General features: G+C 66.2%; 20 protein-coding genes. 18 read left to right on the forward strand and 2 right to left on the reverse strand.

The genetic code is table 11. The annotated features are described in order from the left end of the window. The first annotated feature begins 73 nt into the window (after positions 1-73). The 9 genes from ACYVKL_RS38265 to ACYVKL_RS38305 all read left to right on the forward strand — a co-directional run bounded on the left by ACYVKL_RS38265 (position 74) and on the right by ACYVKL_RS38305 (position 14,289). Positions 74-901, forward strand: a complete 828-nt coding sequence (locus ACYVKL_RS38265) for an ESX secretion-associated protein EspG (protein WP_379172293.1) — start codon at positions 74-76, stop codon at positions 899-901. Between the two features lie 34 nt (positions 902-935). Beyond that, positions 936-2,492 (forward strand): CpaE/TadZ family protein, encoded by a 1,557-nt coding sequence (locus ACYVKL_RS38270; protein ID WP_379172295.1) that lies wholly within the window; start codon positions 936-938, stop codon positions 2,490-2,492. Further along, positions 2,489-4,018, forward strand: coding sequence for a type VII secretion integral membrane protein EccD (gene eccD, locus ACYVKL_RS38275; RefSeq protein WP_379172298.1), 1,530 nt, complete (start codon positions 2,489-2,491; stop codon positions 4,016-4,018). Before ACYVKL_RS38270 ends, eccD begins: the two co-directional genes overlap by 4 nt. Then, a complete protein-coding gene (gene mycP / locus ACYVKL_RS38280; protein WP_379172300.1) occupies positions 4,018-5,379 on the forward strand; it encodes a type VII secretion-associated serine protease mycosin in 1,362 nt (453 codons plus the stop codon). The genes eccD and mycP overlap by 1 nt, the downstream gene beginning before the upstream one ends. Then, positions 5,376-7,088 carry a type VII secretion protein EccE gene (gene eccE, locus ACYVKL_RS38285; protein ID WP_379172302.1) on the forward strand — a complete coding sequence of 571 codons (1,713 nt, stop codon included), beginning with the start codon at positions 5,376-5,378 and terminating at the stop codon, positions 7,086-7,088. The genes mycP and eccE overlap by 4 nt, the downstream gene beginning before the upstream one ends. A 22-nt stretch (positions 7,089-7,110) precedes the next feature. Next, positions 7,111-7,464, forward strand: coding sequence for a helix-turn-helix domain-containing protein (locus tag ACYVKL_RS38290; protein WP_379172304.1), 354 nt, complete (start codon positions 7,111-7,113; stop codon positions 7,462-7,464). Positions 7,465-7,541: 77 nt separating this feature from the next. Further along, positions 7,542-8,564 (forward strand): hypothetical protein, encoded by a 1,023-nt coding sequence (locus ACYVKL_RS38295; protein WP_379172306.1) that lies wholly within the window; start codon positions 7,542-7,544, stop codon positions 8,562-8,564. Then, positions 8,561-9,262, forward strand: coding sequence for a hypothetical protein (locus ACYVKL_RS38300; protein ID WP_379172308.1), 702 nt, complete (start codon positions 8,561-8,563; stop codon positions 9,260-9,262). The genes ACYVKL_RS38295 and ACYVKL_RS38300 overlap by 4 nt, the downstream gene beginning before the upstream one ends. 167 nt (positions 9,263-9,429) lie before the next feature. Next, positions 9,430-14,289, forward strand: coding sequence for an NAD-glutamate dehydrogenase (locus tag ACYVKL_RS38305; RefSeq protein WP_379172309.1), 4,860 nt, complete (start codon positions 9,430-9,432; stop codon positions 14,287-14,289). 97 nt (positions 14,290-14,386) lie between these two features. On the opposite strand, the gene ACYVKL_RS38310 is transcribed toward ACYVKL_RS38305, so the two are convergent. After that, the gene (locus ACYVKL_RS38310; protein ID WP_379172311.1) at positions 14,387-15,421 is read right to left on the reverse strand and encodes an SPFH domain-containing protein; all 1,035 of its coding nucleotides are present in this window, start codon (positions 15,419-15,421) and stop codon (positions 14,387-14,389) included. Positions 15,422-15,624: 203 nt separating this feature from the next. Here ACYVKL_RS38310 and ACYVKL_RS38315 point away from each other — a divergent pair, with 203 nt between their 5' ends. Next, positions 15,625-17,232 carry an amino acid permease gene (locus ACYVKL_RS38315; RefSeq protein ID WP_379172313.1) on the forward strand — a complete coding sequence of 536 codons (1,608 nt, stop codon included), beginning with the start codon at positions 15,625-15,627 and terminating at the stop codon, positions 17,230-17,232. Between the two features lie 355 nt (positions 17,233-17,587). After that, positions 17,588-19,807: a serine/threonine-protein kinase gene (locus ACYVKL_RS38320; RefSeq protein WP_379172315.1), complete on the forward strand. Its 2,220-nt coding sequence runs from the start codon at positions 17,588-17,590 to the stop codon at positions 19,805-19,807. A gap of 6 nt (positions 19,808-19,813) precedes the next feature. Here the strand turns inward: ACYVKL_RS38320 and ACYVKL_RS38325 are convergent, their stop codons facing one another. Next, positions 19,814-20,173 (reverse strand): DUF1707 SHOCT-like domain-containing protein, encoded by a 360-nt coding sequence (locus ACYVKL_RS38325; protein ID WP_379172317.1) that lies wholly within the window; start codon positions 20,171-20,173, stop codon positions 19,814-19,816. Positions 20,174-20,375: 202 nt separating this feature from the next. Between ACYVKL_RS38325 and ACYVKL_RS38330 the strand changes: the two genes are divergently transcribed. From ACYVKL_RS38330 to ACYVKL_RS38360, 7 genes are all read left to right on the forward strand, one after another. Then, positions 20,376-21,107, forward strand: a complete 732-nt coding sequence (locus tag ACYVKL_RS38330; protein ID WP_379172320.1) for a MerR family transcriptional regulator — start codon at positions 20,376-20,378, stop codon at positions 21,105-21,107. A 136-nt stretch (positions 21,108-21,243) separates the two neighbouring features. Further along, complete coding sequence (locus ACYVKL_RS38335; protein WP_379172322.1) at positions 21,244-21,792, forward strand: hypothetical protein; 549 nt, start codon at positions 21,244-21,246, stop codon at positions 21,790-21,792. Positions 21,793-22,250: 458 nt separating this feature from the next. Continuing rightward, entirely contained in the window at positions 22,251-22,604 is a 354-nt protein-coding gene (locus ACYVKL_RS38340; RefSeq protein WP_379172324.1) for a histone-like nucleoid-structuring protein Lsr2, read from the forward strand. A 198-nt stretch (positions 22,605-22,802) separates the two neighbouring features. Next, positions 22,803-22,976 (forward strand): hypothetical protein, encoded by a 174-nt coding sequence (locus ACYVKL_RS38345; RefSeq protein ID WP_379172326.1) that lies wholly within the window; start codon positions 22,803-22,805, stop codon positions 22,974-22,976. A 105-nt stretch (positions 22,977-23,081) separates the two neighbouring features. Continuing rightward, positions 23,082-24,128 carry a transglycosylase SLT domain-containing protein gene (locus ACYVKL_RS38350; protein WP_379172328.1) on the forward strand — a complete coding sequence of 349 codons (1,047 nt, stop codon included), beginning with the start codon at positions 23,082-23,084 and terminating at the stop codon, positions 24,126-24,128. 351 nt (positions 24,129-24,479) lie between these two features. Beyond that, positions 24,480-24,668 carry a hypothetical protein gene (locus ACYVKL_RS38355; RefSeq protein ID WP_379172330.1) on the forward strand — a complete coding sequence of 63 codons (189 nt, stop codon included), beginning with the start codon at positions 24,480-24,482 and terminating at the stop codon, positions 24,666-24,668. Between the two features lie 216 nt (positions 24,669-24,884). Further along, complete coding sequence (locus tag ACYVKL_RS38360) at positions 24,885-26,117, forward strand: SMI1/KNR4 family protein (RefSeq protein ID WP_379172332.1); 1,233 nt, start codon at positions 24,885-24,887, stop codon at positions 26,115-26,117. Positions 26,118-26,271 lie beyond the last annotated feature (154 nt).

The raw sequence follows: 26,271 nt of genomic DNA on the forward strand, positions 1-26,271 counted from the left end.
TGTGGCCATAGCTCGCGCGGTGCTTGCCTGCGCGCGTCGGGCTGTACCGCAGTGACGATTCACCGGTGAAGTAGTGACCAACGATCTCATCGCGATCGACCTGAATGTCGATGCCGCCCTGCTCCTTCAGGACATGGCCGGCATCGACTCCTATCCCGCCGTGCTCGCTGTGCTGCCCAACATCTTCCGCATCGAGGACCTCGACCGCGTACGCGCTCTGGTCTTCGATCAGCTGACGGAAGCCGGCATCGTCGAGGACGGCCGGGTGCACCCGCAGGTCGAACAGTGGCTGCAGTGTCTGTACAGGCCCGATGTCGAGCTCGTCGCCCGCGTCGCGGAAACAGGATGGGACGACGGCCCGCGGGGAATGCTGCGGTTCTCGCTGGTCCGCGGCGGCGACACCCACGTGCTCGCGCTGCGCTACGGCGATCACATCGTCATCCAGCCGCTGTTCCCCCGCGGCAAACGGCTCGATGCCGTCGCGGATGCGTTGCTCGCTGCCCTGGGGCCGGTCCCCGCACTGACCTTCGACGCGTTCACCACCACCCCCGACCAGCTCGACACCGTGCCCGCCGACCCGGTCCAGCGACGGCAGGCGTTGATCGAACTGGGCGCTTCGGCGCGGACCGCGCGCGTGCTCACCGGGGCTCTCGACACCGTGGCCCGGCGCGCCGAGGTGTACATGCTCGAACACCACGACGGCAGCACGGCCACCCCGGAGTTGGCCCTGAACGTGCTCGACACCCGGGCCGGACGAATCGCCGTCGTCCCCCAGCGCGCGCTCGACGGGCAGGTGCGCGCGACCTTGCTGCCCGGCGACACGGCGGGCCTGTCCGCGGCGGTTCGAGCGCTGGCCGACCTGCTGCCCGGCGGCAGCTGGTTCGAGGCCAGCCGAAGGTGATTGTCCCTCTGGGATTGTCGAGAGGATGAGGGAATTGAACCGAGCACCGAGCACGAACGGTGACACAGCCGGGCAGACACGACCACGCGGCGGATACGACAACTTCTTCACCCAGCCCCCGGCACCCACCAGCACCGCCGCCACCGCCAACAGCTGGCGCGACACCGTCACCGGCCGCACCCATCGGCCACCACCGGAGCCCAACACCCCGGGCGAGACACCCACAGCGGGGGAGAACCCGGCCCCCAATCCCACCCCCGCGCCCGCCGCGCCACCGAACGGACAGGCGGGACCCATGCCGCGCCTCGCCGGTAGCCTCGCCCACCACGACCTCGACGCTCCCGTCCCCGGACCGCCACCGCAGACCGGGGACCCTTCCTACAATCACAACGCTCGTCCGGCAGCCCCCTACACGCCAGGCTGGACGGAAGAACACACAAACCCGCATCCCGCGCCGTCGCCGAGCGGACACCCGTTCGCGCCACCTGCGCCGCCACATCCGAGCGGACACCCGCCCACGCCGCCCATGGTCGCGGCGGGAGTCGTTGTCCCGGAACCGAACCGGCAATCCTTCACCCCGGGCGCGCTGGTTCCCGATCCCTCGCGCGCCGCCCCCGAACGGCCCGCAGCATTCCCGATCGCTCTGACACCGGCCGAACTGCTCTCGGAGATCGTGGCGAGCAGACAGTCACACCTGCGCTCGACCAGCGGCATGCGGGGAGCCCTGAACAAGGTCGGCTTCAACCTCGGCCTGTCCCCAGCCGAACAGCGCACCGAGGACCGCCGTGCCCGCATTCGCCGCCAACTCACCAACACCCACCAGGTGGCGGTGGTCAATGTGAAGGGCGGAGTCGGACGGACTACGACAGTCGCCGCACTGGGCTCGACCTTCGCCGACCTGCGCCCCGATCGGGTGGTCGCGGTGGACGCGAACCCCGACTTCGGCGACCTCTCCGGCCGCACCTGCCGGCACCCCTACGGCTTGACGCTGCGCGATCTCGCCCAAGCCCCGCACCTCGACGCGTTCTCCGCCGTGCAATCGTTCACCGCGATCAACCAAGCAGACCTGGCGGTCATCGCATCCCCCTGGTCGTCTACCGCCGTGGAAGCACTCTCGGGTCGCGAATACCTCGCCGCCACCGAGGTCCTGCGGCGGCATTTCAATCTGCTGCTGATCGACTGCGGCACCGGCGTACTTGATTCCGCAACCGCCACCGTCCTACAGAACAGCAACGCGATCCTGGTCGTAACACCGGCCACCGTGCGAGGTGTCACCGGCGCGGTGGCCACCCTCGAATGGCTCGACACCCACGGCATGCACCGGCTCGCCGCCGAATCGATCATCGCCATCGTGCACCAGCACCCGGCCAAACCCATGGTCGAGACCGGACGGATCGAAGAACTCTTCGCTGCCGCACAACGACCTACCTTCGTCCTCCCCTACGACGAACATCTCGCCGAAGGCGGCGAGATCGATCTCCGGTTGCTCGAGAAAGAGACCGCCTTGGCATTCGAGGAGCTCGCCGCAGCGCTCGCCGACGGATTCCCCAACCATCTGGCCGGTCGCGGCGATCGGGGCGGCTGGCAGTGAGCACCGCGTTCGCCCCGGTACCGGCAGCATCGACCACATCGCCCTCGGCGGACGTAGCGCGGGCACGAGTCGCGATCATGGTCGCGACATTCCAGGTCGACGCCGTCGTACCGACAAAATTCAGCATCGAAACCTTCATCGACGACCTCCTCGCCGTCCTCGCCGACGCGATCGACGACGACACGGTCGACTTCACCCCGCCGAGCGGACAGTGGACCCTGGCCCGGCCGGGTCAGGCCCCGATTCCCCGCTGGCGCAGCCTCGCCGACCACGACATCGCCGACGGCGCCCTGCTCGTGCTCTCCACTGTCGAATCCTCGGAAGTCTTCACCCCCGTCGTCGAGGACATCACCGACGCGCTGGCGCTGACCAACGAGCAGGAATTCGCGGAATTCGATTCGGCCACCGCGGCATTGACCAGCCTCACCGCCTTCGGGGTCGGCGCCGTCGCCGTCGCCACAGTACTGACGTGGTCCTGGACGCGCACCGCGTCACTGCTGTGGTGCACAGCCCCGGCACTGCTTTTGGGAGCCAGTTGCTGGATCGCAGCCCTGATCGCGCGACGCCGAAACCATTCACCCCGTACATGTCTGGGACTGGCGCTCTCGACGCTGCCCCTGGTTTTCGCCGGCGCCGCGATGATCGTTCCGCCCCCCTACGGGCAACCCGGCTTCTTCACCGCCGCGAACCTCGTCGCCGGCAGCGCGGTCACCGCGGTCGCGGCCGCGTCACTGCTGCGCTCGATCAACACCGGGACCAGCATCCTCATCGCGATGACGACGCTGGGGCTGATCTCGGCGGCGGCCGCGAGCGCAATCGTCTACCTCGATCTGTCGGTTCGCCAGGCAGCCGGCGCCACTACCCTCGCCGGACTGGTACTGCTGTCCGGCGCACCACGTTTGGCCACCGTGATCGCGCGGATCCGGCCACCGGATCTGCCCGATCCCGGACGCGAGGTCACCGCGACGACCTTGACCGACATCTTCGACGCCGAGTCGGTCGACCCGGACGAACCAGGGACCGCAGCAGAAGAATCGCAGCGCGCCCGCTACCGCAACGCAATCGAAGCCCGCGCCCGCCTCGCCGTGACCAGCTTGCGCGGACTCATCATCGCGGCCTCGCTCACGCTGGCGGCCTCGACCATCATCGCGGCCCGGGTCAGTCCCGGCGGCGTGCGCGAAATCGTCATGGCCGCAGCGATTTCCGGCCTGCTCGTGATGCGGCCACGCTGGTACCCCGACCGGGTGCAAGCCATCACGCTCGTCATCGGCGCCGTCGCCATCGCGGCCGGCGTCGGATTCGTGGAGACCGGTGCCTACACGACCGCGCCGTCACGCGCGGCCGTCGCCCTGGCGATCACCGCGGCAGCAGTGGCCGGATGTCTGGCCGGCGCACGGCTTCCCGGTGTGCGCTTGTCCCCGGTACTGCGCCGAATCATCGACCTGATCGAGTACGCATTCATCCTGGTCGTGCCGGTCCTCGCGTGCTGGATTATGGGCATCTACACTGCGATCCGGGGGATCTGATGACACCCCGCCGCACCGGGTCGCTGCTGGCGGCCCTGCTCGCCGCGGCGATCGCGGCCGGTCCCGCCGCGGCGGTAGCGCCACCCACCGTGGTGGTGGCAACCAACCCCCCCGACGACCCGCCGAGCCCGGAATACCCGATGAAGCAGGTCAAGGGCTGTCTCGCGGCCGGGGTGCTGCCCGACAGCGACCTGTCGCAGAGCCCTCCACCCGATCGTGCCCTGGACCTGCCGCGAGCACGCGCGCTCAGCCGCGGCACCGCAGTCACCGTCGCTGTTCTCGATACCGGGATCAGCCCCAACACGCGCCTGCCGAACCTGGTCGGCGGCGGGGACTACATGCAGACCGGTGGTGACGGTCTGTCCGACTGCGACGCGCACGGCACGCTCGTCGCGGGCATCATCGGCGCGGCCGCCGATCCCGGTGACGGGTTCCTCGGCGTCGCACCCGATGCCCGAATCATCTCCATCCGCTACCGCTCGGGCGCCTTCTCACCCGACGCCGCGCAGAATCTCGACGCCGCCCAGCAGCTTTCCCTCGAGGTCAGAAAGCTCGCACGCGCCATCACCCATGCCGCCAACCTCGGTGCCGACGTGATCACCGTGGCCCTGCCGATCTGTGTGCCCGCCGACCTCGGCGTCGACCAATCGACGCTCTCGGCCGCGGTCGGTTACGCCTTCCACATCCGGGGCGCGCTGATCGTCGCCGGCGCCGGGAGCACCGCAGGCGGCGGCGGGTGCGCGCAGAACCCCGACATCGACCCGGGCCGTCCCAACGACCCCCGCAACTGGGACGGTGTCAAAACCATCGCGACCCCGGGATGGTTCGCAAACGAGGTGCTGACAGTCGGTTTCACCAGCGCGACCGGCGATCCCATGGGTGAATCCCTCACCGGACCGTGGGTGTCGCTCGCCGCGCCCGGAACCGGAATCGAATCGCTGGGACCCGGCGGAGGCGGACTCATCAACGGTGTCGGCGCGCCCGACAAACTTGTCCCCGTCGGTGGAGCGTCGTTCGCGGCCGCCTACGTCAGCGGAACCGCGGCACTGCTGCGGTCCCGATTCCCCAACGAAACCCCGGCCCAGATCGCCGTGCGCCTGCAGGCCAGCGCGCACGCACCCGCGCGCGGCACCGACAACAGCATCGGCGCCGGAATGATCGATCCGCTGGCAGCCTTGAGTTTTCGCACCCCACCCCAGTCGGCCACCGGCCCCTACCGTGCCGCACCACTGGTCATTCCCCCGCCGGCCCGCCCCGCCGATGGGCGGCCCGGCGGCGTAGCCGCGGGCGTTCTGCTGTGCTGCGTACTGCTCGGGTCGGGAATCAGCGTGGCACACAAGGCGATTCGGAGGCGACAGTGACCGGTACGCGGATCGGGGTCGCCGGCATCGACCGCGGACCCCTCGCGGTGCTGGTCGTGGGCGGCGCTCCGCTGCTCGCCGCCATGCTGGGGCGCACCCCGTGGTGGGCCATCGCGTTGACCGCGTCGCTGTCCCTCGCGATGGTGTCGGTGCGCGTCGGTGAACGCACACCGGTCCGATGGTGCCTGGACTGGAGCAGCTATCGAATCGGCCGGCGAGCACGCGCCCGCGAACGCAACGCTGCCAGCGAGATCCACGACATCCACACAGCGAACGGGACCTGCGGAATTCGATTCGGCGACCCGACACTGGTCGCGATGATCCAACTCGCACCCGATCTGGACCTGCCGACCGTCATCGCCGACCGACAGGTCTACACCGAGGACACCGTCGCAGTGACCGCACTGCTGCCGATGCTCGAGCAATACGGCATCGAGTTCGACATCGACATCGTCACCACCGGCCGGCGAGCCCGTGCCTCCAACGGCTACAGCATGCTCTACGACCAGCTCATCGGCTCCCATCCGATTGTGGGAGACCGACTCACCTGGCTTGTCGTGCGCCTGGACCAGGAAGCCAACCTGGCACGATTGACCCAGCGCGCCCCCTGCGAGATATCGGGCCCCCACACCCTTGCCGCGGCCGCACATCGCATCGCCCGGCGACTCCGGGAACACGGAATCTCCGCCCACGTACTCCCCGCGGCCGCCATGCGCGACGCGATCCGCATGCTCCACGCCGGCGTCGAACTCCCCGACCTGCACGAAACATGGACTCACCTGGATTCGACCAAACCCGGTCGCACCGTCAGCAGTTTCGCCGTCGATTGGAACCGGTTGGGCGAGGGCGGCCTCGATGACTGCTGGAGCTGGGATCGAGGCAGGACGACACTGGTGGTGTCACTGTCGGGCCACGCGCGCGGCCCACGCGGACTGGTCCGATTCATCGGCCCAGACCTCGCCCAGGCGCCACCGGACTACCTACGTCCGCTCGTCGGCCATCAATCGACCGCGCTGCTGGCCTCACTGCCCACCACGACCACCGTCCGGGACCTACCCCCCGATCCCCACGGCGGCACCGCGCCCACCGAGCTGCTCGCCGAACTCGCCGTGCCCATCGGACCCAACGGCCAGATCCTGGGCGCCATCAGCGGACAGCCCCGACACACTCTGGCCCTGCCACTGTTCGATCCGACTCGCTACAACCCGCGTCGGCGCAGTATCGATGTCCGCGCGGAATTGCCAGTCGCCCAGCAGATCGTCCTGCGCGCCATGGTGGTCGGCGCGGACGTGGTGGTCCATTCCGCCCGGCCCCACCGCTGGTGGCAATTGGTCGCGGCTGTTGGTGACCCGCACTCACTGCGGCTGGCCCCCGGACCGGGCGAAGAAGACGACGACGCAACGACCGCGCACAGCGCCACCATCGCGGTGTTCGACCAACTGCCGCCGAGCAGCTCCGACGCCCCGACCACCCTGACCATCAGCGAGCCCGGCGAACCGCGGCGACGATCGGCCGATCTGGCGATCGAGCAGGTCGACGCGCACACCGTCGACGTCGGAATCCCCATGCGCACGGTTCGAGTCGATCTCATCGAGCCGCGCGGTGAGACTCGCTATGTCGAATCCACCACCACTGCAGCGGTCACCGGCGAAACTGGCGAGCCGTCGGTGCGGTCCACACCACCATCGGCTCCGATAGCCGCGCTTTGAGCTACAGGGAGAGGGGACGGTAATGTCTGCCGATGTGGTAGCCGAATCCGAGCCGCACGGCGATGAGGTCCAATTGCTCGGTGACGCAGACGAACTCGCACCGCGGCAAGCCGCCGCGGCCATCTTCTCCAGCCGGCTCTCGGCGCTGATCTCGGAATCGATGGTCTCGACCGAGGACGGAGCCACCAGGTCGCTGACCCTGTACTCCCTGGCCCAGCATCTCGAGCTGGCCTACCCCGACGTACCCGTGTCGCAATCGGGTCTCTACCGGCTCATCCACGGTGACGCGATTCCCAGGCTCGATCTGATCATCGCGCTCGCCCGGGTATTCGATGTGCCCCCGGAGTATTTCGTCACCGGAGAAAGGAAACGCTGAATTCCTCGGCGGGCCATTCCCATCAGCGAGAGTAGCGGTGAATCGAATGTGGCCCGCATCTCGATACGATCCCGGACATGCCCGACGAGGACTGCGGGGATGACTTTCTCCGGCACCGAACGGCGGTCCTGGACGCACTTCTCGCTGATCCGGCCCTGGGACGCACCACCAAACCCGACACCAAGGAGTCGGTCGGCGAATTCGACCTCGGCCCAGATCCTTCCACCGCCGACCCGGCGTTCGGCGGCTCGACCGTAGCAGCCCCCGACCCGGGCGCCGGTGGACCCAAAGCCAGCGAACGCATCCTCGCCCTGCTCAACGGCCAGACCGGCGACAACTCCGCCGGCCTGGACCTGTCCGGCGTACTGTCCGCGCCCGGCTCGGCGAAATCCGCGCCCGACAACCGGACCGAACCCGAGCCGCCCCGCCGCACCACACCACCGCGCAGTGATCGGGCGCGCGAACTAGTCGCTGTCATCCGAAAACCGAAAGCCGTCTTGGCGATCGGTGCCGCGCTGACGGTGGTGGTGATCGTTGCCCTGTTGGTGTCGGCGGGGGAGTCCAGCCCCCCGGCCGCCCCGGTGTACGCCACGGCGGCACCGACCTCCGCGGGCACCGCCGCCGCGCCGAACACCACGACCACGACCACGACCACCTCGGCGGCGGCCGCACTGCAGGTCAAGTCCGCGCAATCGCACTGTCCACCGGGCGGAACGCCCGCGATGGACGCCTTCGCCGGACCAGGAAAGGCATGGTCGTGTGCACGGGCCTACAAGGTCGACGGTCAGGTCCTCACCATCGATCTGGGTGGCACCTACCAGGTCGAGTCGATCGGGATCGTGCCCGGCTGGGACGCCATCGGCGCCGACGGTGTCGACCAGTGGACGAAATACCGTACGGCCAGCCGCATTTCGTACCGATTCGATGACGCCAACGCCACCATCTACACCCAGCAGACCCTCGACCAGCGCAGCCTGGTGGTCACCAAGATGAGCCCGCCGGTGAGCGCATCGAGGATCACGGTCACCGTCCTCGCGTCCAAAGGTGATCCCACCGTGAACATCACGGCCCTGTCTTCGATTGTGATAGAAGGACATTGAGCGTTCTCCATTCGCTGTGCCAGTACTGCCAGCACCGCAGCTCCGGTGCGGAATCGACGTGTGCGCACTGCGGCGCCCCACTCGAGCCCGCAGCGGCGCATTCGGGACTGCCGGGCCTGCGGAAGGTCGTCGCCGACGCCGAACGTGTCGCGGCCCGGGCAGCCGGGGGCGCTGTCGCCGAGGTCGGCAAAACGGTGACCGGCGTCGAACGAACCGCACGATCGCTGCTCACTCGATATCCCGCCGCTCTCGCCGGAATCGTCGTGCTGGCGGTTTTCGCGTTCGCGATTCTGCGGTGGTGCTCCCCGGCACTGCTGCCGCTGGGCACGACGAGTCCGGCCGGGTTACTGCCGGCATCGTTGCGGGTGGCCCTATCCTGCCCCGACAGCGCCGCCGCCGACGCCGACCAATGCGTCCTGTCCGCTCACGACGCACTGCTGGCGGGCGGTCTGAGCCGCGGCCGTGATCTGTCGCTGACCATTCGCGTCGTCTCGCAGGACCGGATGACCGCCGACATCGGCCGGTGGCGAGCCGCGGGAGCGTCGATCGTCAGCGACGGCGCTGTCTTCGCGTCCATTGCGCCGACGATGGCCCTCTGGTACGCCGACACCCGCACCGGATTGCGGATCGAGACAGCCCCTTTCGCCGATCAGTCCGCGGCTCGCACGTTCCTGCGGCGGGCCGCACTGACCGGGTGAGCCACCGCGAAGGCGCACCTCTCGAAGGCGCCCGTCCGTCCTGCGTCGACACCCTCGCCCACGCCGAACAGGTTTGCTACATTAAATAATGGTCCACTATTTAACGGCGCGTTAAATAGGTTGCTGTGACTGTTGGGTCCGGCTCAAATCTCGGGAAGGTGCGGTCGATGGTGACAACCACGCTGCAGACGATCACATGGCAGAAGCTCCGCGAGGATCCGACCGCCTTCGAAGCCATCTATTTCCGGTGGCTCCCATCCGGTGCGCCGGCCTCGGAGGTCACCGCACGGGCGAGCCGGATCTTCCGGCACCACCTGGATCTGGCTGCCTCACGCCGACCCGGTGCCGCGAGTATCCGCGTCTATCGCCTGGGCAATATCAGCGGACTGGGGCCGGCCATCCAGATCGTCAACGACGACATGCCCCTGCTCGTCGATTCGGTGTCCTCGATGCTGCGCCGCTTCGGCGCCACCGTGACCGACATCGTGCACCCGGTCATCGACGCTTTGCGCGACAACCATGGCCTACTGCGCGCCATCGCGCCCACCAGCGGTACCGAACCGGACATCGGAGACCACACGATCACCGAATCGTGGATCCACATCCAACTGGCCGAGTCGGTCGATGACGACCAGCTCGACCGCATCGAGCGCGCGCTCCCACCACTGCTGGCGGCACTGCGCCGGGTATCGGGTGACACCCCCGCGATGACCAGCACGCTGCTCGCGGTGGCGCAGGCCCTCGACAGCCTCGCCGCACCGGACCCGCACGCCGTGGACTGCGCCAAACTCCTGAGCTGGCTCGCCGACGGCCGCTTCACCCTGCTCGGATACGGCTACCACCGCATCGATGCCGACCCCGTCCCGCAGAATCCGGCCTCCGGCTCGGCGGCAAGCCCGCAACTGCTGCCCGACGCGGGGTTAGGCGTGCTGCATCGACGGCTCGACGCCGACATCGACGTCCCGCTCTCGGGACCGGATCGTCCGGTACTGCGTTTGTCCAACAGCTCCTTGGACCCCATCCTGCCCGGCGCCTCCGACGGCTACGTCATCACCGTGTCGGACCACGTCGGCTCGGCCGATCCGAAGCAATCCGTGCGAGTGCGCGGCGAACACGTGTTCATCGGCACCCTCACCGTCACCGGACAGCACGAGAACATCCTCGACATCCCCGTCATCTCGAGCCGTGTGCACCAGGTGATCGAATGGGCCGGATTCGGACTGAACTCCTTCTCCGGCCAGGCCCTGCTGGAAACGCTGCAGACCTTCCCGCGCGCCGAACTGTTCGCCGCCGACGATCGCCGATTGTTCGAAACCGTCTCCGCGATCATGGATCTGGGTCTGCGGCGTCAAGTGCGGCTGTTTCTGCGACCCGACGTGCGCAGCACCGCGCTCTACTGCCTGGTCTATCTGCCTCGCGACCGCTACTCCACCGACGTGCGGCTGCGGATGCGCGCCATTCTGCAGGCCGAGTTCGACGCCGAACAGATCGACTACTCCGCGCGGGCCAGCGAATCGGATCTGGCCGTCGTCTATTTCACGGTTCACCGCCGTGCCGACGCCGGACCGGCCGACGCTTCCGAGTCCAATCGCGAACGCGTCCAAGACCTCTTGTTCGCGACGACACGCACCTGGGTCGACCTGCTGGCCGCGCAACTCGCGCTGACTCCGGAGCTCCCGGGCGAGCTGGCCAGGGTGTACTCGGCGGCATTCCCGGCCACCTATCAGCAGGAATTCCCGCCGTCGCGGGCTCTGGCCGATCTGCGGCGCCTCTACGCCCTCGACGACGGGGCGATAGACACCGACCTCTACCGCTCGCTCGACACCTCCGAAGGCGAGTGGCGATTCACCCTCTACGTCCACGGCGACGGCGTGTCACTGAGCCGTGTCCTGCCGATCCTGCACAGTCTCGGTACCGAAGTCGTCGACGAGAGGCCCTACCCGCTGACCCTGCCCGACGGATCACGGCGCTGGATCTACGACTTCGGTCTGCGTATTCCTGCGGCACTGACCGACTCGCCCGGCCTGCCGGAGACGAGACTGCGCAGGCTCTGCGCCGAGGCCGTCGTTGCGATGTGGTCCGGGCACACCGAAATAGACAGCCTCAACGAACTGGTGCTGCGCGCGGGACTGCACTGGCGCGATATCTCGATCCTGCGCGCCTACGCGAAATATCTGCAGCAGACGGGTTTTGCCTACTCCTTCGCCAACATCAGCAGAGTATTGCTCGGCCAGCCGGCAACCTCGTCGGCGTTCATCGAACTGTTCAAGGCTCACTTCGACCCCGCCACCGACAGCGATATCGCCGCCGAGCGCGCCGACGCGATCGAGCAGCGGCTCCGCGCCCACATCGAAAAGGTGGTGAGCCTCGATGCCGATCGTATTCTGCGCGCTATCCTCGGCCTGATCGGTGCGACCTTGCGCACCAACTACTTCCGCACCGACGAGTCCGCAGGCCGCCGCGACTATCTGTCGTTCAAGTTCGACGCCCGCGCGATCGACGGATTGCCCGAGCCCAGACCGCAATTCGAGATCTTCGTCTACTCCCCGCGGGTCGAGGGCGTGCACCTGCGTTTCGGCCCGGTCTCGCGCGGTGGCCTGCGCTGGTCGGACCGCCTCGAGGACTTCCGCACCGAGATCCTGGGCCTGGTCAAGGCGCAGGCGGTGAAGAACGCCGTCATCGTCCCGGTCGGGGCCAAGGGCGGATTCGTGGTCAAACAGCCGCCCCCCGCCACCGCCGATCCGGTCGCCGACCGCCACGCACTGCAGGCCGAGGGGATCGCCTGCTACCGCACCTTCATCTGCGGTCTGCTCGACCTCACCGACAACATCGACCGGACCACCGGCGAGGTCATCGCGCCGCCGCAGGTCCGGCGCCGCGATAGCGACGACACGTATCTGGTCGTCGCCGCCGACAAGGGCACCGCGACGTTCTCCGATATCGCCAATGACGTTGCGCGACACTACGGTTTCTGGCTCGGCGACGCCTTCGCCTCGGGTGGGTCGGTCGGCTACGACCACAAGGCCATCGCCATCACCGCCAAGGGAGCGTGGGAGAGCGTAAAGCGGCACTTCGCCGAAATCGACATCGACACCCAGTCACAGGACTTCACCGTCGTCGGCATCGGCGACATGAGCGGTGACGTGTTCGGCAACGGCATGCTGCTGTCTCGCCACATCCGCCTGATCGCGGCGTTCGACCATCGCCACATCTTCCTCGACCCGAACCCCGATGCCCAACGCTCCTTCACCGAACGCGAGCGCATGTTCGCGCTGCCGCGCTCGTCGTGGGCTGACTACGACCGCGACCTCATCAGCGCCGGTGGCGGCGTCTACGACCGCACAGCCAAGTCGATTCCGGTCACCGCCGCCGTGCGCAACGCGCTCGGCCTGGATCCCGATACCGACACACTGTCGCCGCCGGAGATGATCCGCGCCATCCTGAAATCACCGGTGCAGCTGCTGTGGAACGGCGGTATCGGCACCTACATCAAATCGAGCACCGAAACCGACGCCGATGTGGGCGACAAGTCCAACGACGCGGTGCGCGTGAACGCGAACGAGTTGCGTGTCAAGGTGATCGGTGAGGGCGGAAACCTCGGTGTGACGGCGCTGGGCCGGATCCAGTTCTGTCGCCACGGCGGCAAATGCAACACCGACGCCGTCGACAACTCGGCCGGGGTGGATTGCTCCGATCACGAGGTCAACATCAAGGTGCTGCTCGACGGAGTGGTCGCGGCGGGGGAGCTGGCCCTGCCCGAACGCAACGAACTGCTGGCCTCGATGACCGACGAGGTCGCCGAACTCGTCCTGCGCGACAACATCTCCCAGAACCTCCGCCTCGGGCTCTCACGGGCGCACGCACCGGCCATGGCCGCCGTCCATCGCCGGCTCCTGGCCGACCTCGAACGCCGCCACGGGCTCGACCGTGACCTCGAAGGACTGCCCTCCGATGCCGAAATGGGCCGAAGGATCGCCGCGGGAACCGGTCTGGCGTCGGCGGAACTGGCGAATCTGCTCGCCCACGTGAAGCTTTCGCTCAAGAAGGAACTTCTCGCGGGGAACCTTCCCGACAGCGGGGCCTTCGCCTCGGTACTGCCGAACTACTTCCCCGAACCGCTGCGCGAACGTTTCGGCAGCACTGTGCATCGTCACCCGCTGCGACGCGAGATCATCGCCACCACCGTGGTCAACCGGGTCGTCGATGACGGCGGCACCACCTACGTGTTCCGCCTCGTCGAAGAGATGGGCGTCACGGTCGAGGACGCGGTGCGCGCGTTCACCGCGGTCACCGAGATCTTCGATATGCACGAGCTGTGGCATCGCATCCGCACCGTCCCCATGCCCACAGCCGTGCGCGATGAACTCGAGCTCGAGACCAAACGAACCCTCGACCGGGCCTCACGATGGCTGCTGACAAATCGACCGCAGCCCATCGCCATCGGCACCGACATCGCCCGATACCGCCACGCGATGCGAGCCATGAGCGCGCTGGTGCCGGCCTGGCAGCCCGGCACGATTCGTGACGACCTGATCACTCGCTCCCGATCGGCCATCGAACGCGGCGCACCGCGCAGCCTGGCCGAGCAGGTCTACCTGATGATCTACCGATTCCCGATGCTCGACATCGTCGACATCGCCGAGATCGCCCAACGCGAACAACGAGAAGTACTCGCCCTCTACTACCACCTCCAGCGGCACTTCGAGGTACTGCGCCTGCTCGATGCCGTCGTGGGTCTGCAGCGAAGCGACCGCTGGCACACCCTCGCCCGACTCGCCGTTCGCGATGATCTCTACGACTCGCTGCGCTCGCTCACCCTCGACGTGCTGAAGGTGACCTCACCCGCTGAAGACCCGGCCGAGAAGATCGCCTTCTGGGAATCGCTCAACAGGTCGCGATTGGCCCGGGCCAAAACGGCGTTGGAGGAAATATTCGCCGCCGGAACACTCGATCTGGCCTCGCTGTCGGTCGCGGCACGGCAGGTACGCAGCATGGCCGGCGGCGTCGAATCATCTGCCCTGGTCTGACCGAACAGGGTCCGGGCCACGGTCTCGGCCCGGACCTCCGCCCGTCCGCCCAGAAATCGGATCGACGGCGCGTCCTCGGTCAGCTCGGCTGCTGCGCTCAGGTCGCCGCCGTTCCACAATTGCCGCAGAAGTTGGCCTCCTCCGACAGCGCCGCCGAGCACTGTCGGCACAACCGGGCCCCGGCGAGCTCGAGACCACAATGGGTGCAGTACCTGGTCGCGGCGGAATTGGCGGCTCCGCACGTGTGGCAGAACGCTCCGGTAGCCGCCGTGCCCAGCGGTCGCGCCGCCGACAACACGGTCTGCTGTTGCAGCGCATTCATTCCCAGCGCCGCACCCAGAAACCCGCTGTCCCCGACACCACGAGCCAAACCCTGGCCCGCGCCCAGCGCGAACTCGCCCACGGCGTAACGCTGGTAGTCTCCGGCCAGTCGCACATAGGTAGTGTCCTTGGCCAGGCGCTTGAGCCGTTCGGCGTCCTCGGGACCGAGCGTGATATCGAAGTTGCCCAGCCGCGCGACACGCAGCCCGTACTCGTACAACACCAGGTTGGTCGGCCGCAGCACCGCCTCTTCGATCTGGGGCAAATGCGCCGACACACCCAGGACCGGCCAATCCCCACGCGAGACACCCTGCGTAACAGCAACTTTCATGACCTTGAGCAGCTGATCGGCGCACCAGGCCAGGGTGGCCGCGGGATCAGCCGGGCGCGCCGTACCGACCAGCGCGGTGATCAGCCCGGCCGGGTCCCGCACCGACAGGGCGAATTCGCCGAACGCGCGCATCGTCACCACCTGCGCACTGACCGGATCGGTGATGTCGGACAGCCGCCCTCCGAACTTGACTCGGGGAAACTCCCGGGTGGACACGAAGTACAGTTCGGCGCGGTAGTAATTGTTGCCGGTCAAGGTATCGACCAATGCTCCGAGGACGGGCAACTCCTCGGCGTCGATACGATGGCGCCCCGGGCCCAGCGTGCCGACCACCCGGCCCGAGCGCACGAAGACGGCGGCCTCGTCGGCATTGACGATCGCGCGACTGTAGCGGCGGATATTGAGATCCGGCCATTTATAGACCAACTGGTTCTTTTGATCTTCGGGGACTGCGATGAACTCGCGCTCGAACCATGCCATACGGCCACTCCATCAGTATTTGACTTGCTGAGCGTATCGATGTTTAGCGGCTCACTCAATCGACCTCGAACTCGGACCTACCCTCGACGGCTCGCTGAAGAGCCGTTTGCCAAGACCGGAACATTGATCCACCTGTTGATTGCGCCGTTCGATAACGGTACATTAAATCGGGTATGACCCGTGTCACGTGAAAGGTCTCCGTCATGACTACCGTCCGACCTCCCGATACGTCTGCGGAAGTCTTCGCTGCCGAGGACGCCGGATACCACAAGTCCCTGCATCCGCGGCAGCTACAGATGATCGCCATCGGCGGAGCCATCGGCACCGGTCTGTTCCTCGGCGCCGGCGGACGCCTGGCCGGCGCCGGGCCGGGGCTGTTCCTGATCTACGCCATCTGCGGTGTATTCGTGTTCTTCACCCTGCGGGCCCTGGGCGAGCTCGTCCTGCATCGGCCGTCCTCGGGTTCGTTCGTGTCCTACGCGCGCGAGTTCTACGGGGAGAAGCTGGCTTTCGTCGTCGGCTGGATGTACTTCTTCCAATGGTGCATGACCGGCATCGTCGACATCACCGCCATCGCCACCTACGTCCACTACTGGACTACCTTCCAGGCGATCCCGCAATGGCTGATCGCGCTCGTCGCCCTGGCCCTGGTCGTCAGCATCAACCTCATCTCGGTGAAGTGGTTCGGCGAACTCGAATTCTGGGCAGCGATCATCAAGGTCGTGGCGCTGATCGTGTTCCTGATCGTCGGCGCCATCTTCCTCGTCGGGCGATTCACCGTCGCCGGACAGCCCACCGGGCTCAGCGTGATCAGCAACCACGGCGGCCTGTTCCCGACCGGGATCACCCCACTCATCCTCGTCACGACCGGCGTTGTCTTCGCCTACGCCGCAGTCGAACTGGTAGGGACCGCGGCCGGTGAGGCGGAGAACCCGGAAAAGATCATGCCCAGGGCCATCAACTCGGTGATCGCCCGCATCGCCCTGTTCTACGTCGGCTCGCTGGTCCTGCTGGCACTTCTGCTGCCCTACACCGCCTACCACGCGGGGGTGAGTCCGTTCGTCACCTTCTTCTCGAAACTCGGTGTGCCCGCGGCAGGATCGGTGATGAACCTGGTGGTACTCACCGCCGCCTTCTCCAGCCTCAATGCCGGCCTGTACTCCACCGGACGCATTCTGCGGTCGATGTCGATGAACGGCAGCGCGCCCGCGCTCGCCGCACGGATGTCGAACAGCGGTGTGCCCTACGTGGGCATCCTCGCCACCGGCGCCATCGCCCTACTCGGCGTCGCGCTCAACGCCGCCGTGCCCGACCAGGTCTTCGAGATCGTGCTGAACATCGCAGCACTGGGCACCATCGCCGCGTGGTCGGCGATCGTGCTCTGCCAGCTACAGCTCTACCGCTGGTGGCGCCGAGGACAAGCCGACCGCCCGGCCTTCCGGCTCATGGGAGCGCCCTACACCAGCATCGCGACACTGATATTCCTGGCCGGCGTGGTCGCTTTGATGGCATTCAGTAACGACCCCGTGCAGCGGCGCGCCGTGCTGGCGACGCTCGTGGTCATGGTCCCGCTGCTCGCCATCGGATGGTTCGCGGTCCGCGCCCGAGTACTGCGCATCGCCACCGAGCGGCAGGGATTCACCGGCCAGTACCCGGTAGTGGTCGAAGTACGGCCCCGCTTGAAGGACTCGCCCGATCCCAGCGAGAGCCCCAGCGCGCCTCTCCAATACCCCGTCGTTCCCCAGCCCGGCCCGCGACCCCAGGACGCGATCGACGAACCCGACACCGCGCACCAGCCGAAGGGGCAGTAGCGCCACCCTCCGCCCCGGGACAGCTGTCTCGGGGCGGACCCACCGTCCTCCACGGCGGTCACTTCCCATGCCCGGGAACAGCTCACGCGCACAGTCGGGCCGCCGACCCGAGAATGAGACCTCGATTGCACGGCGGGCGCGAGAGGTTTCCATGCCGGATCAACCCAGCACCTACGGTGGTCCGCCGCCTCACCCCTGGGCCGACCGACGCAGGCGCGCCACCCAGGCACCCCCGCGACAGCTGCATCCCTGGGCCACACGGCGACCACCCGAGCCTGACCCCGCACAGCGACCAATGAACTCCACGCGCATCGCGTTCGCCGAAACCTCGGTCATACAACGAGTTCCGCCCGGCATGCCACCGGTCGAAATGTCCCCGCGGCCGCAAACCTCGACCGAAACTCCCGACGCCGCAGGCGATCCCGACGGCGAATCGCTGTCCGGTCGCAGCACTCGCTCGCGCCCGAGCGTGCGCCGCCTCGGAGGCGGCCTGGTGTCCCTGCCCCGGGTGACGCCGCTCGATCCCCGACAGGTGGTACTCAGCAATCCCGAAGTTCCCGAACCCAAACGGTTCTGCTGGAACTGCACACACCCGGTCGGCCGCAGCACCGAGGACCTCCCGGGCCCGGTGACAGGTGCCTGCCCACACTGCCGATCACCGTTCAACTTCCGCCCGCCACTGCGCGCCGACGATCTCGTCGCCGACCAATACGAAGTGCAAGGCTGTCTCGCCCACGGCGGCCTCGGATGGATCTACCTGGCAGTCGACCGCAACGTCAGCGACCGATGGGTGGTCCTGAAAGGCTTGCAGAACCCCCTCGACTTCGAGGCACACATCGTCGCGGTCGCCGAACGCCAATTCCTTTCCGAGATGGCCCATCCCGGCATCGTCAAGATCTACAACTTCGTCAAACACGCGATCGACGACCAAGCCCCCGAGGGATACATCGTCATGGAATACGTGGGCGGGCGCTCACTGAAGACCATGCTCGAACAGCGCGTACCCGATGTGCTGCCCGCCGCGCAAGCCATCGCCTACGTGATGGAAATCCTTCCCGCACTGGACTATCTGCACTCCTTCGGGCTCGCCTACAACGACCTCAAACCCGACAATGTCATGGTCACCGACGAGGAGGTCAAACTCATCGACCTCGGCGCGGTCGCCGCGATGGACTCCTACGGCAGCATCTACGGGACACCGGGATACATGGCCCCCGAACTCACCACGACCGGGCCAACGGTCGCCTCCGACATCCACGCGGTCGGCCGCACCCTCGCCGCGCTGGTCCTCGATCTACCCCGCAGCGAGGACAGCGGATTCCCCCCCGACATCCTCGACCCCGCCCAACAGCCGGTCCTGCGCCGATATCCGGCACTGCACCGGCTGCTACAACGCGCCACCGACCCCCAACCCCAGCGCCGCTTTCCCTCCGCATACGCCATGTACTGCCAGTTGGCTGGCGTGCTGCGCATGGTGCTCGCCGCCGACACCGGCGGCGAGCATCCCCAGTCATCAGTCGAATTCAGCGCCATGCGAGGCGATTTCGGCATCGACACGTTCGTCGCACAAACCGACGGCATAGTCAGCGGGATCCATCAGCACGCCGGACTGGACCCATCCGATGTCGTCGCCGCGCTACCGGTGCCGCTCATCGATTCCGAAGACCCCTCCGCACCGCTGCTGTCCCCGCTGCTGCACACCGAAGCCCGCCACGCCCTCGACGCCCTGCACCGCACACACAGCCGCATTCTCGCCGGAACCATCCCGGCACCACCCTCCTACGAACTCGAAGGCGCCCTCACCGCAGTCCGCGCCCACCTCGACCTGGGCCAAACCGTACCGGCGTGTGAGCTGCTGGCCGAACTGCGGCCCCGATACCTGCAGGACTGGCGAATCGAGTGGTACATCGGCATCGCCGCACTGCTGGACCGCTATCCCGACCGAGCCCATCGGCACTTCGAGACCGTCCACGCCATGCTCCCCGGCGAGATCGCACCGGCGCTGGCGCTGGCCGCGTCCGCAGAGCTGGTCTCGCAAGACCTAAGCGCCGGCCCTGATCGCGACCGCTGGCAAACCACAGCCTGCGAGCACTTCCAGGCCGTATGGCAGGTCAATCATGGTGCGATCGCTGCCGCGGTCGGCCACGCCCGAGGGCTGGTCGCCGCCGGTGAGGTCCTCGCGGCAGTCGAGATCCTCGACCAGGTACCCACATCCTCCCGCCACTTCGCGGTGGCCGCGCTGACCGGATGCCTGCTACTGATCTCGCGCCCACCCGCGGCGATCACACCCTCGCAACTCGCCACCGCCGCGGCACGACTCGACGAACTCGCCGACGAACCCCGCGCCCCCCAACTGCGCGTCCTCGTGGTGGGAGCCGCGCTCGAATGCCTACGCCGCGGCCACCATCCAGAACACCCCGACACGACGATCCTGGGATATCAGCTTACCGAGAAAGCACTCCAGCGGGGCCTCGAGAGCTGTCTTCGTCTCGTGGCCCGTTCGGCTCCCGAGCGGCTCCACCGCTATCGACTGATCGATCTCGCCAACTATGTACGGCCCCGAACACGCTGGTAGCGGCGATCATCGGCGTCTCATGCCCACCACCAGCACCACAGGGATGGCCCCGAGCAGCAACAACCACCACGCGCTGCCGAGCGCCAGCTGGCACACGATCGCCGCCACCGCGATCGCACCGACCCGCACCACCAGGGAAGGCAAAGGAGTGTCGGTAGTGCTCAGGTCCTCCGCAGATGAGGGAGGGGCCGGTAGATCGGCGAACGGTTCGGCCAGCTGCCGTCGCGTGCGGGCCTGCCAGACCTGGGAACTGCGCTCCTCGAACTCCTGCGCCGACAGCCGCCCCACGCTGAAGTGCCGCGACAACTCATCCAACGCGTGTTCACGATCTGTGGCACTCACCAGGGCGTGTGACGAGTCATTCATCGGGAAAGAATAGGACCGTCGTCGCCGCGCAATCGAAACGAATCACCAAGAGCGGGAAGGATTTCCGCTCGTAGCGACCCGGTGACGGTGAGTTGTTGCCGGTCATGGTGACACTCGGCTGGAAATCGCCGGACATCGGCACGATAGCCGATGTGACAACAGTGCGCGCACCCGCCGAGGGTCGATGTGGTTTCCTTGAGGTATGGCAGCAGCGGCCGAATACACCATCGACGAACTCGCGCAGGCCGCCGGTACGACCGTGCGCAGCGTCCGCGTATACCACGAACGAGGCGTGCTGCAGCCACCCCAGGTACGAGGCCGGACAGGCTACTACAGCGCCGAGCACCTCAACCGGGTCCGAACGATCAGCCGGCTCCTGGACCGAGGCATCAAACTCAACGGGATCAAGGAACTACTCGCCGCCTGGGACCGCGGCGACGACCTCGGCGCAGTCCTCGGAGTGGAGGAACCCGAGCCGCCGAGCACCCACACGAGCAACGGCGCCACCATCTCCGCGACCGAGCTGCAGCAACGATTCGCCGACATCCCCAGCGGCTTTGCCCGGGTAGTCGCCGCCGGCATCTTCGAACCGGTCGATGCCACGACCTACCATGTCGCTGATCCCGTGATGGCCGGACTGCTCGATCGGATCACAGCGCTGGGTGTGCCATGCGACGAGGCTCTGCACGAGATCGAACGGTTGAAATCCGACTGTGACCGCATCGCCCGCCGATTCGTCGAACTCCTGCGCCGCAATGCGTGGGAGCCCTTCGCCGCCTCCGCCGGTGGCTCGCAGGATCTGGCGCAGCTCGCCACGCAGGTGGCTGCCCTCAGAGAAATACCGGGACAGGCGGCAGGAGAACTGGTCAAGCGTCTCATCGAGCGTCGCATCGACGAGGACGAGGACCTCGCCGAGGTACTGAACAACTCCTGATCGCTCGCGATCTTCCCACACGTGGCTACGCTCCCGACTTAACGTGCCGCTATCTATCGGTACATTGACCAGGTCAGTGAGAGCGCCGTCACGCGAAACGACATCGGCGCGCACACCTCGCACAACGGAGACGTCGATGGTCACCTTCGCAAAACGTAATCAGAGCCTGGGCCGCAGCCGCGCATCCAGAATTCGAACCCGCCTCGCGGTCGCCTCGGTGATCGTCTTCGGCGCATTCGGACTCGGTGCGGCCACCACGCCGGCCTCGGCGGATATGCCCGCAGCCGCCTGCCTGTGGGCAGGCGCCGGCTACGTCCCCGGCAGCACCGTCTACGCGGGCGGCCTCGCATTCAGCTGCCATACGGATACTTTCGGCGCACCGAACTGGATCGCACGGTCGGCACAGGGTCATCGCAGCACCGTCGCGAGTCCGGGATCGGTCCGAAATCCGTTCGGCCAGTTCAGCCCCGGCGCCCGCCAGCCGGGCACTGCCTACAACGACTACTGCGTGGGAAGCCAGCTCATCGACGGTTCCGAAGACCTCTTCGAAGTCGTTTCCGCCGGCGGCTCTCAATTATGGCGATCGGTCGGCCCGGTATCGCAATGGACGTTCGACGCGGAATCGGTGAAGCCGGCACCCACCTGGCGCTCGGCAAGCCTGTGCATCGACGGCGTTTTGACCTGAGATCCGACGCACGTCCCCGGGAAAGGAGCTACGGCCACAGGGTACGGTCCGCAGACATCGAGTCAGCGGGGCCCGTCCCCGGACTCCACGCACTGAATGGAGCCCGGGGACGGGAGAAGACCACGATCTCGCACGGGGGGGAGGGTAGTCCGCCGCGCTCGTTGAATTGCCCCGAACAGTCACCCGACGGCAAGAGTTGGAGGCTGGCCGCAGCGATATAGGGGCAAATCGTGGTTGGTCCGGGGTTGCAGGAAGTCGAGTAGCCGCACCCCCGGACTGAATAGGACTGTACTCGGATCCCACCACACTCTCCCCGGTCTATTCCCATGTGTGGGAATACTATTGGGTACTAGTCGGACGACGGGTGAGGTCCGGGATGCTACAGGTTCGGCTGGGTCGCGGACCGCCTCCACCGGACATATTCTCAACCCCACCCTCGAACGAAAGGAAGCCCATATATGGTCCGCAAGGTAGTCGTCAGCCTCATCGATGACATCGACGGCAACTCCGAAGCGGTGGAGACCATTTCGTTCGCACTCGATGGCGTGGTGTACGAACTCGATCTCTCTGCCCCGAACGCCACCGACCTGCGCAGCGCCTTCGAAGAATGGAGCACACACGCCCGCGAAGTCACGCGAGCGCCACGCGCGAAGAAGAACAAACACCAAGCCCGCAGCGAGCGTGAACAAAACGCGGCTATCCGACAATGGGCCCGCGACAACGGCTTCGACATAGCGCCCCGCGGCCGAATCCACTCCGAGGTTGCCACTGCTTACCGCCGGCAGAACGAACCAGCGCCGGTGCAGAACTGATCCCGGCAATGGCGACAGAGCGCGATCGAAAACGCCGCCCTCCAAGGCACCCAGGATCGTGAAATCAGCTCTGGTGCAACAGATCACCGAGTTCTTCCCATCAACGGGAGGATGCCGGTGATGGCGCGCCGTTCATACTGGCGACTATGTCCGAGCCAGCACCCGCCCGGGTCGGCTCCATATCGATAGGAGACCATCATGAGCCAGAGCAGCACCCTCTCACTGTCCGAGTTGTCGACCGTGGAGCTCGAGAAGTTGCTCAATCAGGCAACCCCGGCACTGCGATCGGCAGTGCAGCGCGGGCTCAACGGCAAGCGTGACAACGTGAACCTGCCGTTCAACTCGTTCATCGACACCGAAATCGCTGAATAACTCATAGGACACGGCGATCGCGAAGTGACCAACCCGTTCCTGAAGCGAGTGGCAACGCTTCGCGATCGTCAAATTCTGTTCCGAGCGCGTGGCGGAAGGTGAATCATGGCAACCTTGTTGACCCTGCCGCCGCTACGACCTGACGCGCCGATCCTGAAATTCGCTGTCGCCCACGCCGAATACGCCCTGCAACGACTGCAGAAGGTGCTCGGTGACGGCGGTGCTCAGGGCGTTACCGTCGACAGCTTGAAGACCGATGGACCGCAGCTGCCCGGGGCCGGCGAGCTGCACAACAACTACAAAACAACCGCCGAGCAAGCGAAGCTCCTCGAGACCGACATGAACACCCTCGATGCCCAGGTGGCCGACATCGCGGCGAAGTCGGCCGAAGTCGCCAACACCGTCACTGCCCAGGTCTCGGACGTCTACACGAAGGTCACGGCCATCATCACCGGTATCAACGATATGCTCGATCAGCCGAGCATTGGAGACCAACTTACCGCAGCCGGCAAAATCGAAAAGACCGTAGGTGACGCTCAAAACGCAGTCGACCAAGCCTACGATCAACTCCAGTCGCACGCAGACGATGTAAACGCATCGCCATTTCCCGGTGCCGACGACGGTGCCGCGTTGGCGAGCCCAAATGGATATAGCACCCCCGTCTCCCCTTCGGGCGACTACTCGGGAGTTACCAATAATGGAGGCGCAGATAGATCTACGTACACGCCTCCCATCTACCCTTGGAAATATGTCAAGGGTTCGCATAAACGTCTGGACCGAAATCAATTGACGGCTGTCATCCACGGTGCATTGGACTATCTCGGTATCACGGATCCTCTGGCTCGAAAGAACTGGACGGACGGCTATCTGGTCTTGATCGATCGTGAATCCGGAGGTGATCCCGACGCAGTAAATAACTGGGATTCCAATGCCAAGGCTGGACACCCATCGAAAGGTCTGACGCAGACCATTCAGGGCACCTTCTTGTCCAATTTCAAGGAGGGTAACGAAGAAGACATGACTGATCCGCAAGCCAGCGTCGTCGCCAGTATGAGGTACGTAATGAACAGATACGGGGTGAAAGAGGATGGCTCCAATCTAGCAGCTAATGTTCAGCAAGCAAATCCTCACACGAGGCCCCTGGGCTACTGAAGCGCGCTGACCCCGCCAGCCTGAATGTGAAAATCGCCTCGGCTATTTGTCACTGTGAAAAAAATTTGGTGTGGAGAAGAGGTTCCGCTTCTTTATCTATTGGCTGTTGGGAATCGCTGAAATCTGCTCCCGACAGTTGCTGCCGGGAGCGAGGTGACTGCTGCGGTGTTGTGGCTGGACCGGCCTTCGAAACGTGCGCACCTTACGGTCGCTCAGTATATTCGTCGCTCAGCGTATTCCACCGTCGTCGGCTGAATGCGACCCGGACCGCAGCCGAATCGATTTCGGCGCACCCCACGCCGAGATAGCCGTCCTCGACGCGGGCGCACTGCGCACCTGCATCTGGCAGGTGTGCTGCCCCTCTTCGCCGAACCCGTCCTGGCTACCTCCTGTCTCGCTCCGAGCTGGCGGGACAACCTGCACGCCACGTTCGAGATCGGGCTCCGCGCGGACAACCTCACTCTCGACCCAGCAGCGCAGCAGCTGGCGATCAGCCGACGCACGCTGCAACGCCGCTTGCGCGAACTCGGGACCAACTGACGCCCGGAGGTCGAGTCCCTCCAGTACGAATGCCGTGAGGCTGATGCGAGAAGACCTGTCCACCCGGTCGGGGACCGCTCGTCTCGGATACACGAACACCCGCATACACCGACACCAGGACATTGCGGTGCGCCTTCCGCCGTTGGACCGGGCAGAGCCCGACGAGTTTCGGCGTCGACCACAACGCGTCGACACTGCGACCGTCGGCCCGCCACTGTGGCTGCCGAAGGAATCGCCGGCCTGACGGTGGCGACGGCGACAGGCGTTAGTTGGCCTGTTCTCACCGCTGGTGAAACACGTTTCGGCTGTTACGGTTCGGCACGATCGACCGAGAGGGCGTCCATGCATCCCGCTGTCGCACATCTGAGTTCGCTCATGCCGCCTCCCCCACTGCCACCGGTAGTCGGTCCGCCATGGGACGACATCGAGCGCGCCATGGGCTTTGCCCTGCCCTCGGACTACCGCGACTTCATCGACCTCTACGGCGAGGGGCAGATCAACCAGGAGCTGTCGGTGTTCTTTCCCGGCTACCAGACAGGAATCCGGCCCTCCATGACCTCCCTACTGGACCGGAACCGCTTTCTGAAACGCATCGGCTTCTTCGAGGAATTCGGCCCCGGCCCCCGCCACCAGGTCACCGCAGGCATGGAGCACGCGGAGCTGCTCATGTGGGGCAAGACGTGGAACGGGGACATGCTCTTCTGGCAACGCATCGGAGACAACCCCGATTCGTGGCCGATCGCCATGCATCTGCATCACCTGGACCAAGCCGACCGCTGGCGCAGATTCGATGGTGGAATGGCCGAATTCCTCACCACCCTCGCCCACGGCGCCTCGAGCTCCTACGGCAGCCTCACCGAAGCCGCACTGTTGATCGGCACCAACCGTAGCAGGCCACGCTGGACCCGACTGCGAGATTGGGTACACGACTACGGCAAACCACCCTCTGCGGTATTCGACGACCGTATCCGATTCGACGCCGCGCAGCATCCGAACGGTCGGCGCGCGCGCAGCAGTTCGCCGATCCCGCTGCGCAACTACGGCCGATCCGGCGGCGATCAAGCTCATTTCGGGTCCACCGGAGAACGCCGGCCACTCATCGAGCTCGACGACACCGACACGGCAATCCAGCTCCACGGTGGAAGCCAGGCGCCGGGCATGGCATATTTCCTCTACGCCAGAGTCGATTTCGTGCCGGACTGTGATCCGCAAGCCCTCAGGCTGGAACTGCTGCGCGGCGGCGACCCCATCGCCACAGCGACTTTCGAACCCGCCGAGCCGCACCGGCTGCGCCTCGAAACCGAGACCTTGGTCACCACGGGCACTGCCCCCGCCTCGGTTCAACTCCGTATAGTCGCAGCTCCCAACGCCGCCGACATCATCGTCGACAACGTCTACCTTTGTGTGAAAGGCACGCTGGCGGCCGCACCAGTCCAGAACCCCATCTAGAGCTACCGCGACACAGGTGTGCGGGGTCGGTGGTGAGGCAGGGGGCTGTCGAGATCCCTTGTATTCGCGCACCGGGGGCGGTGGGAACAGCGGCGGTGTCGACGAATGCTCGTGCGGTAGTTGCGTTCTGAAGGAATCCAAGGTTGCCCCCGAG

It is taken from the genome of Nocardia tengchongensis, from assembly GCF_054781395.1.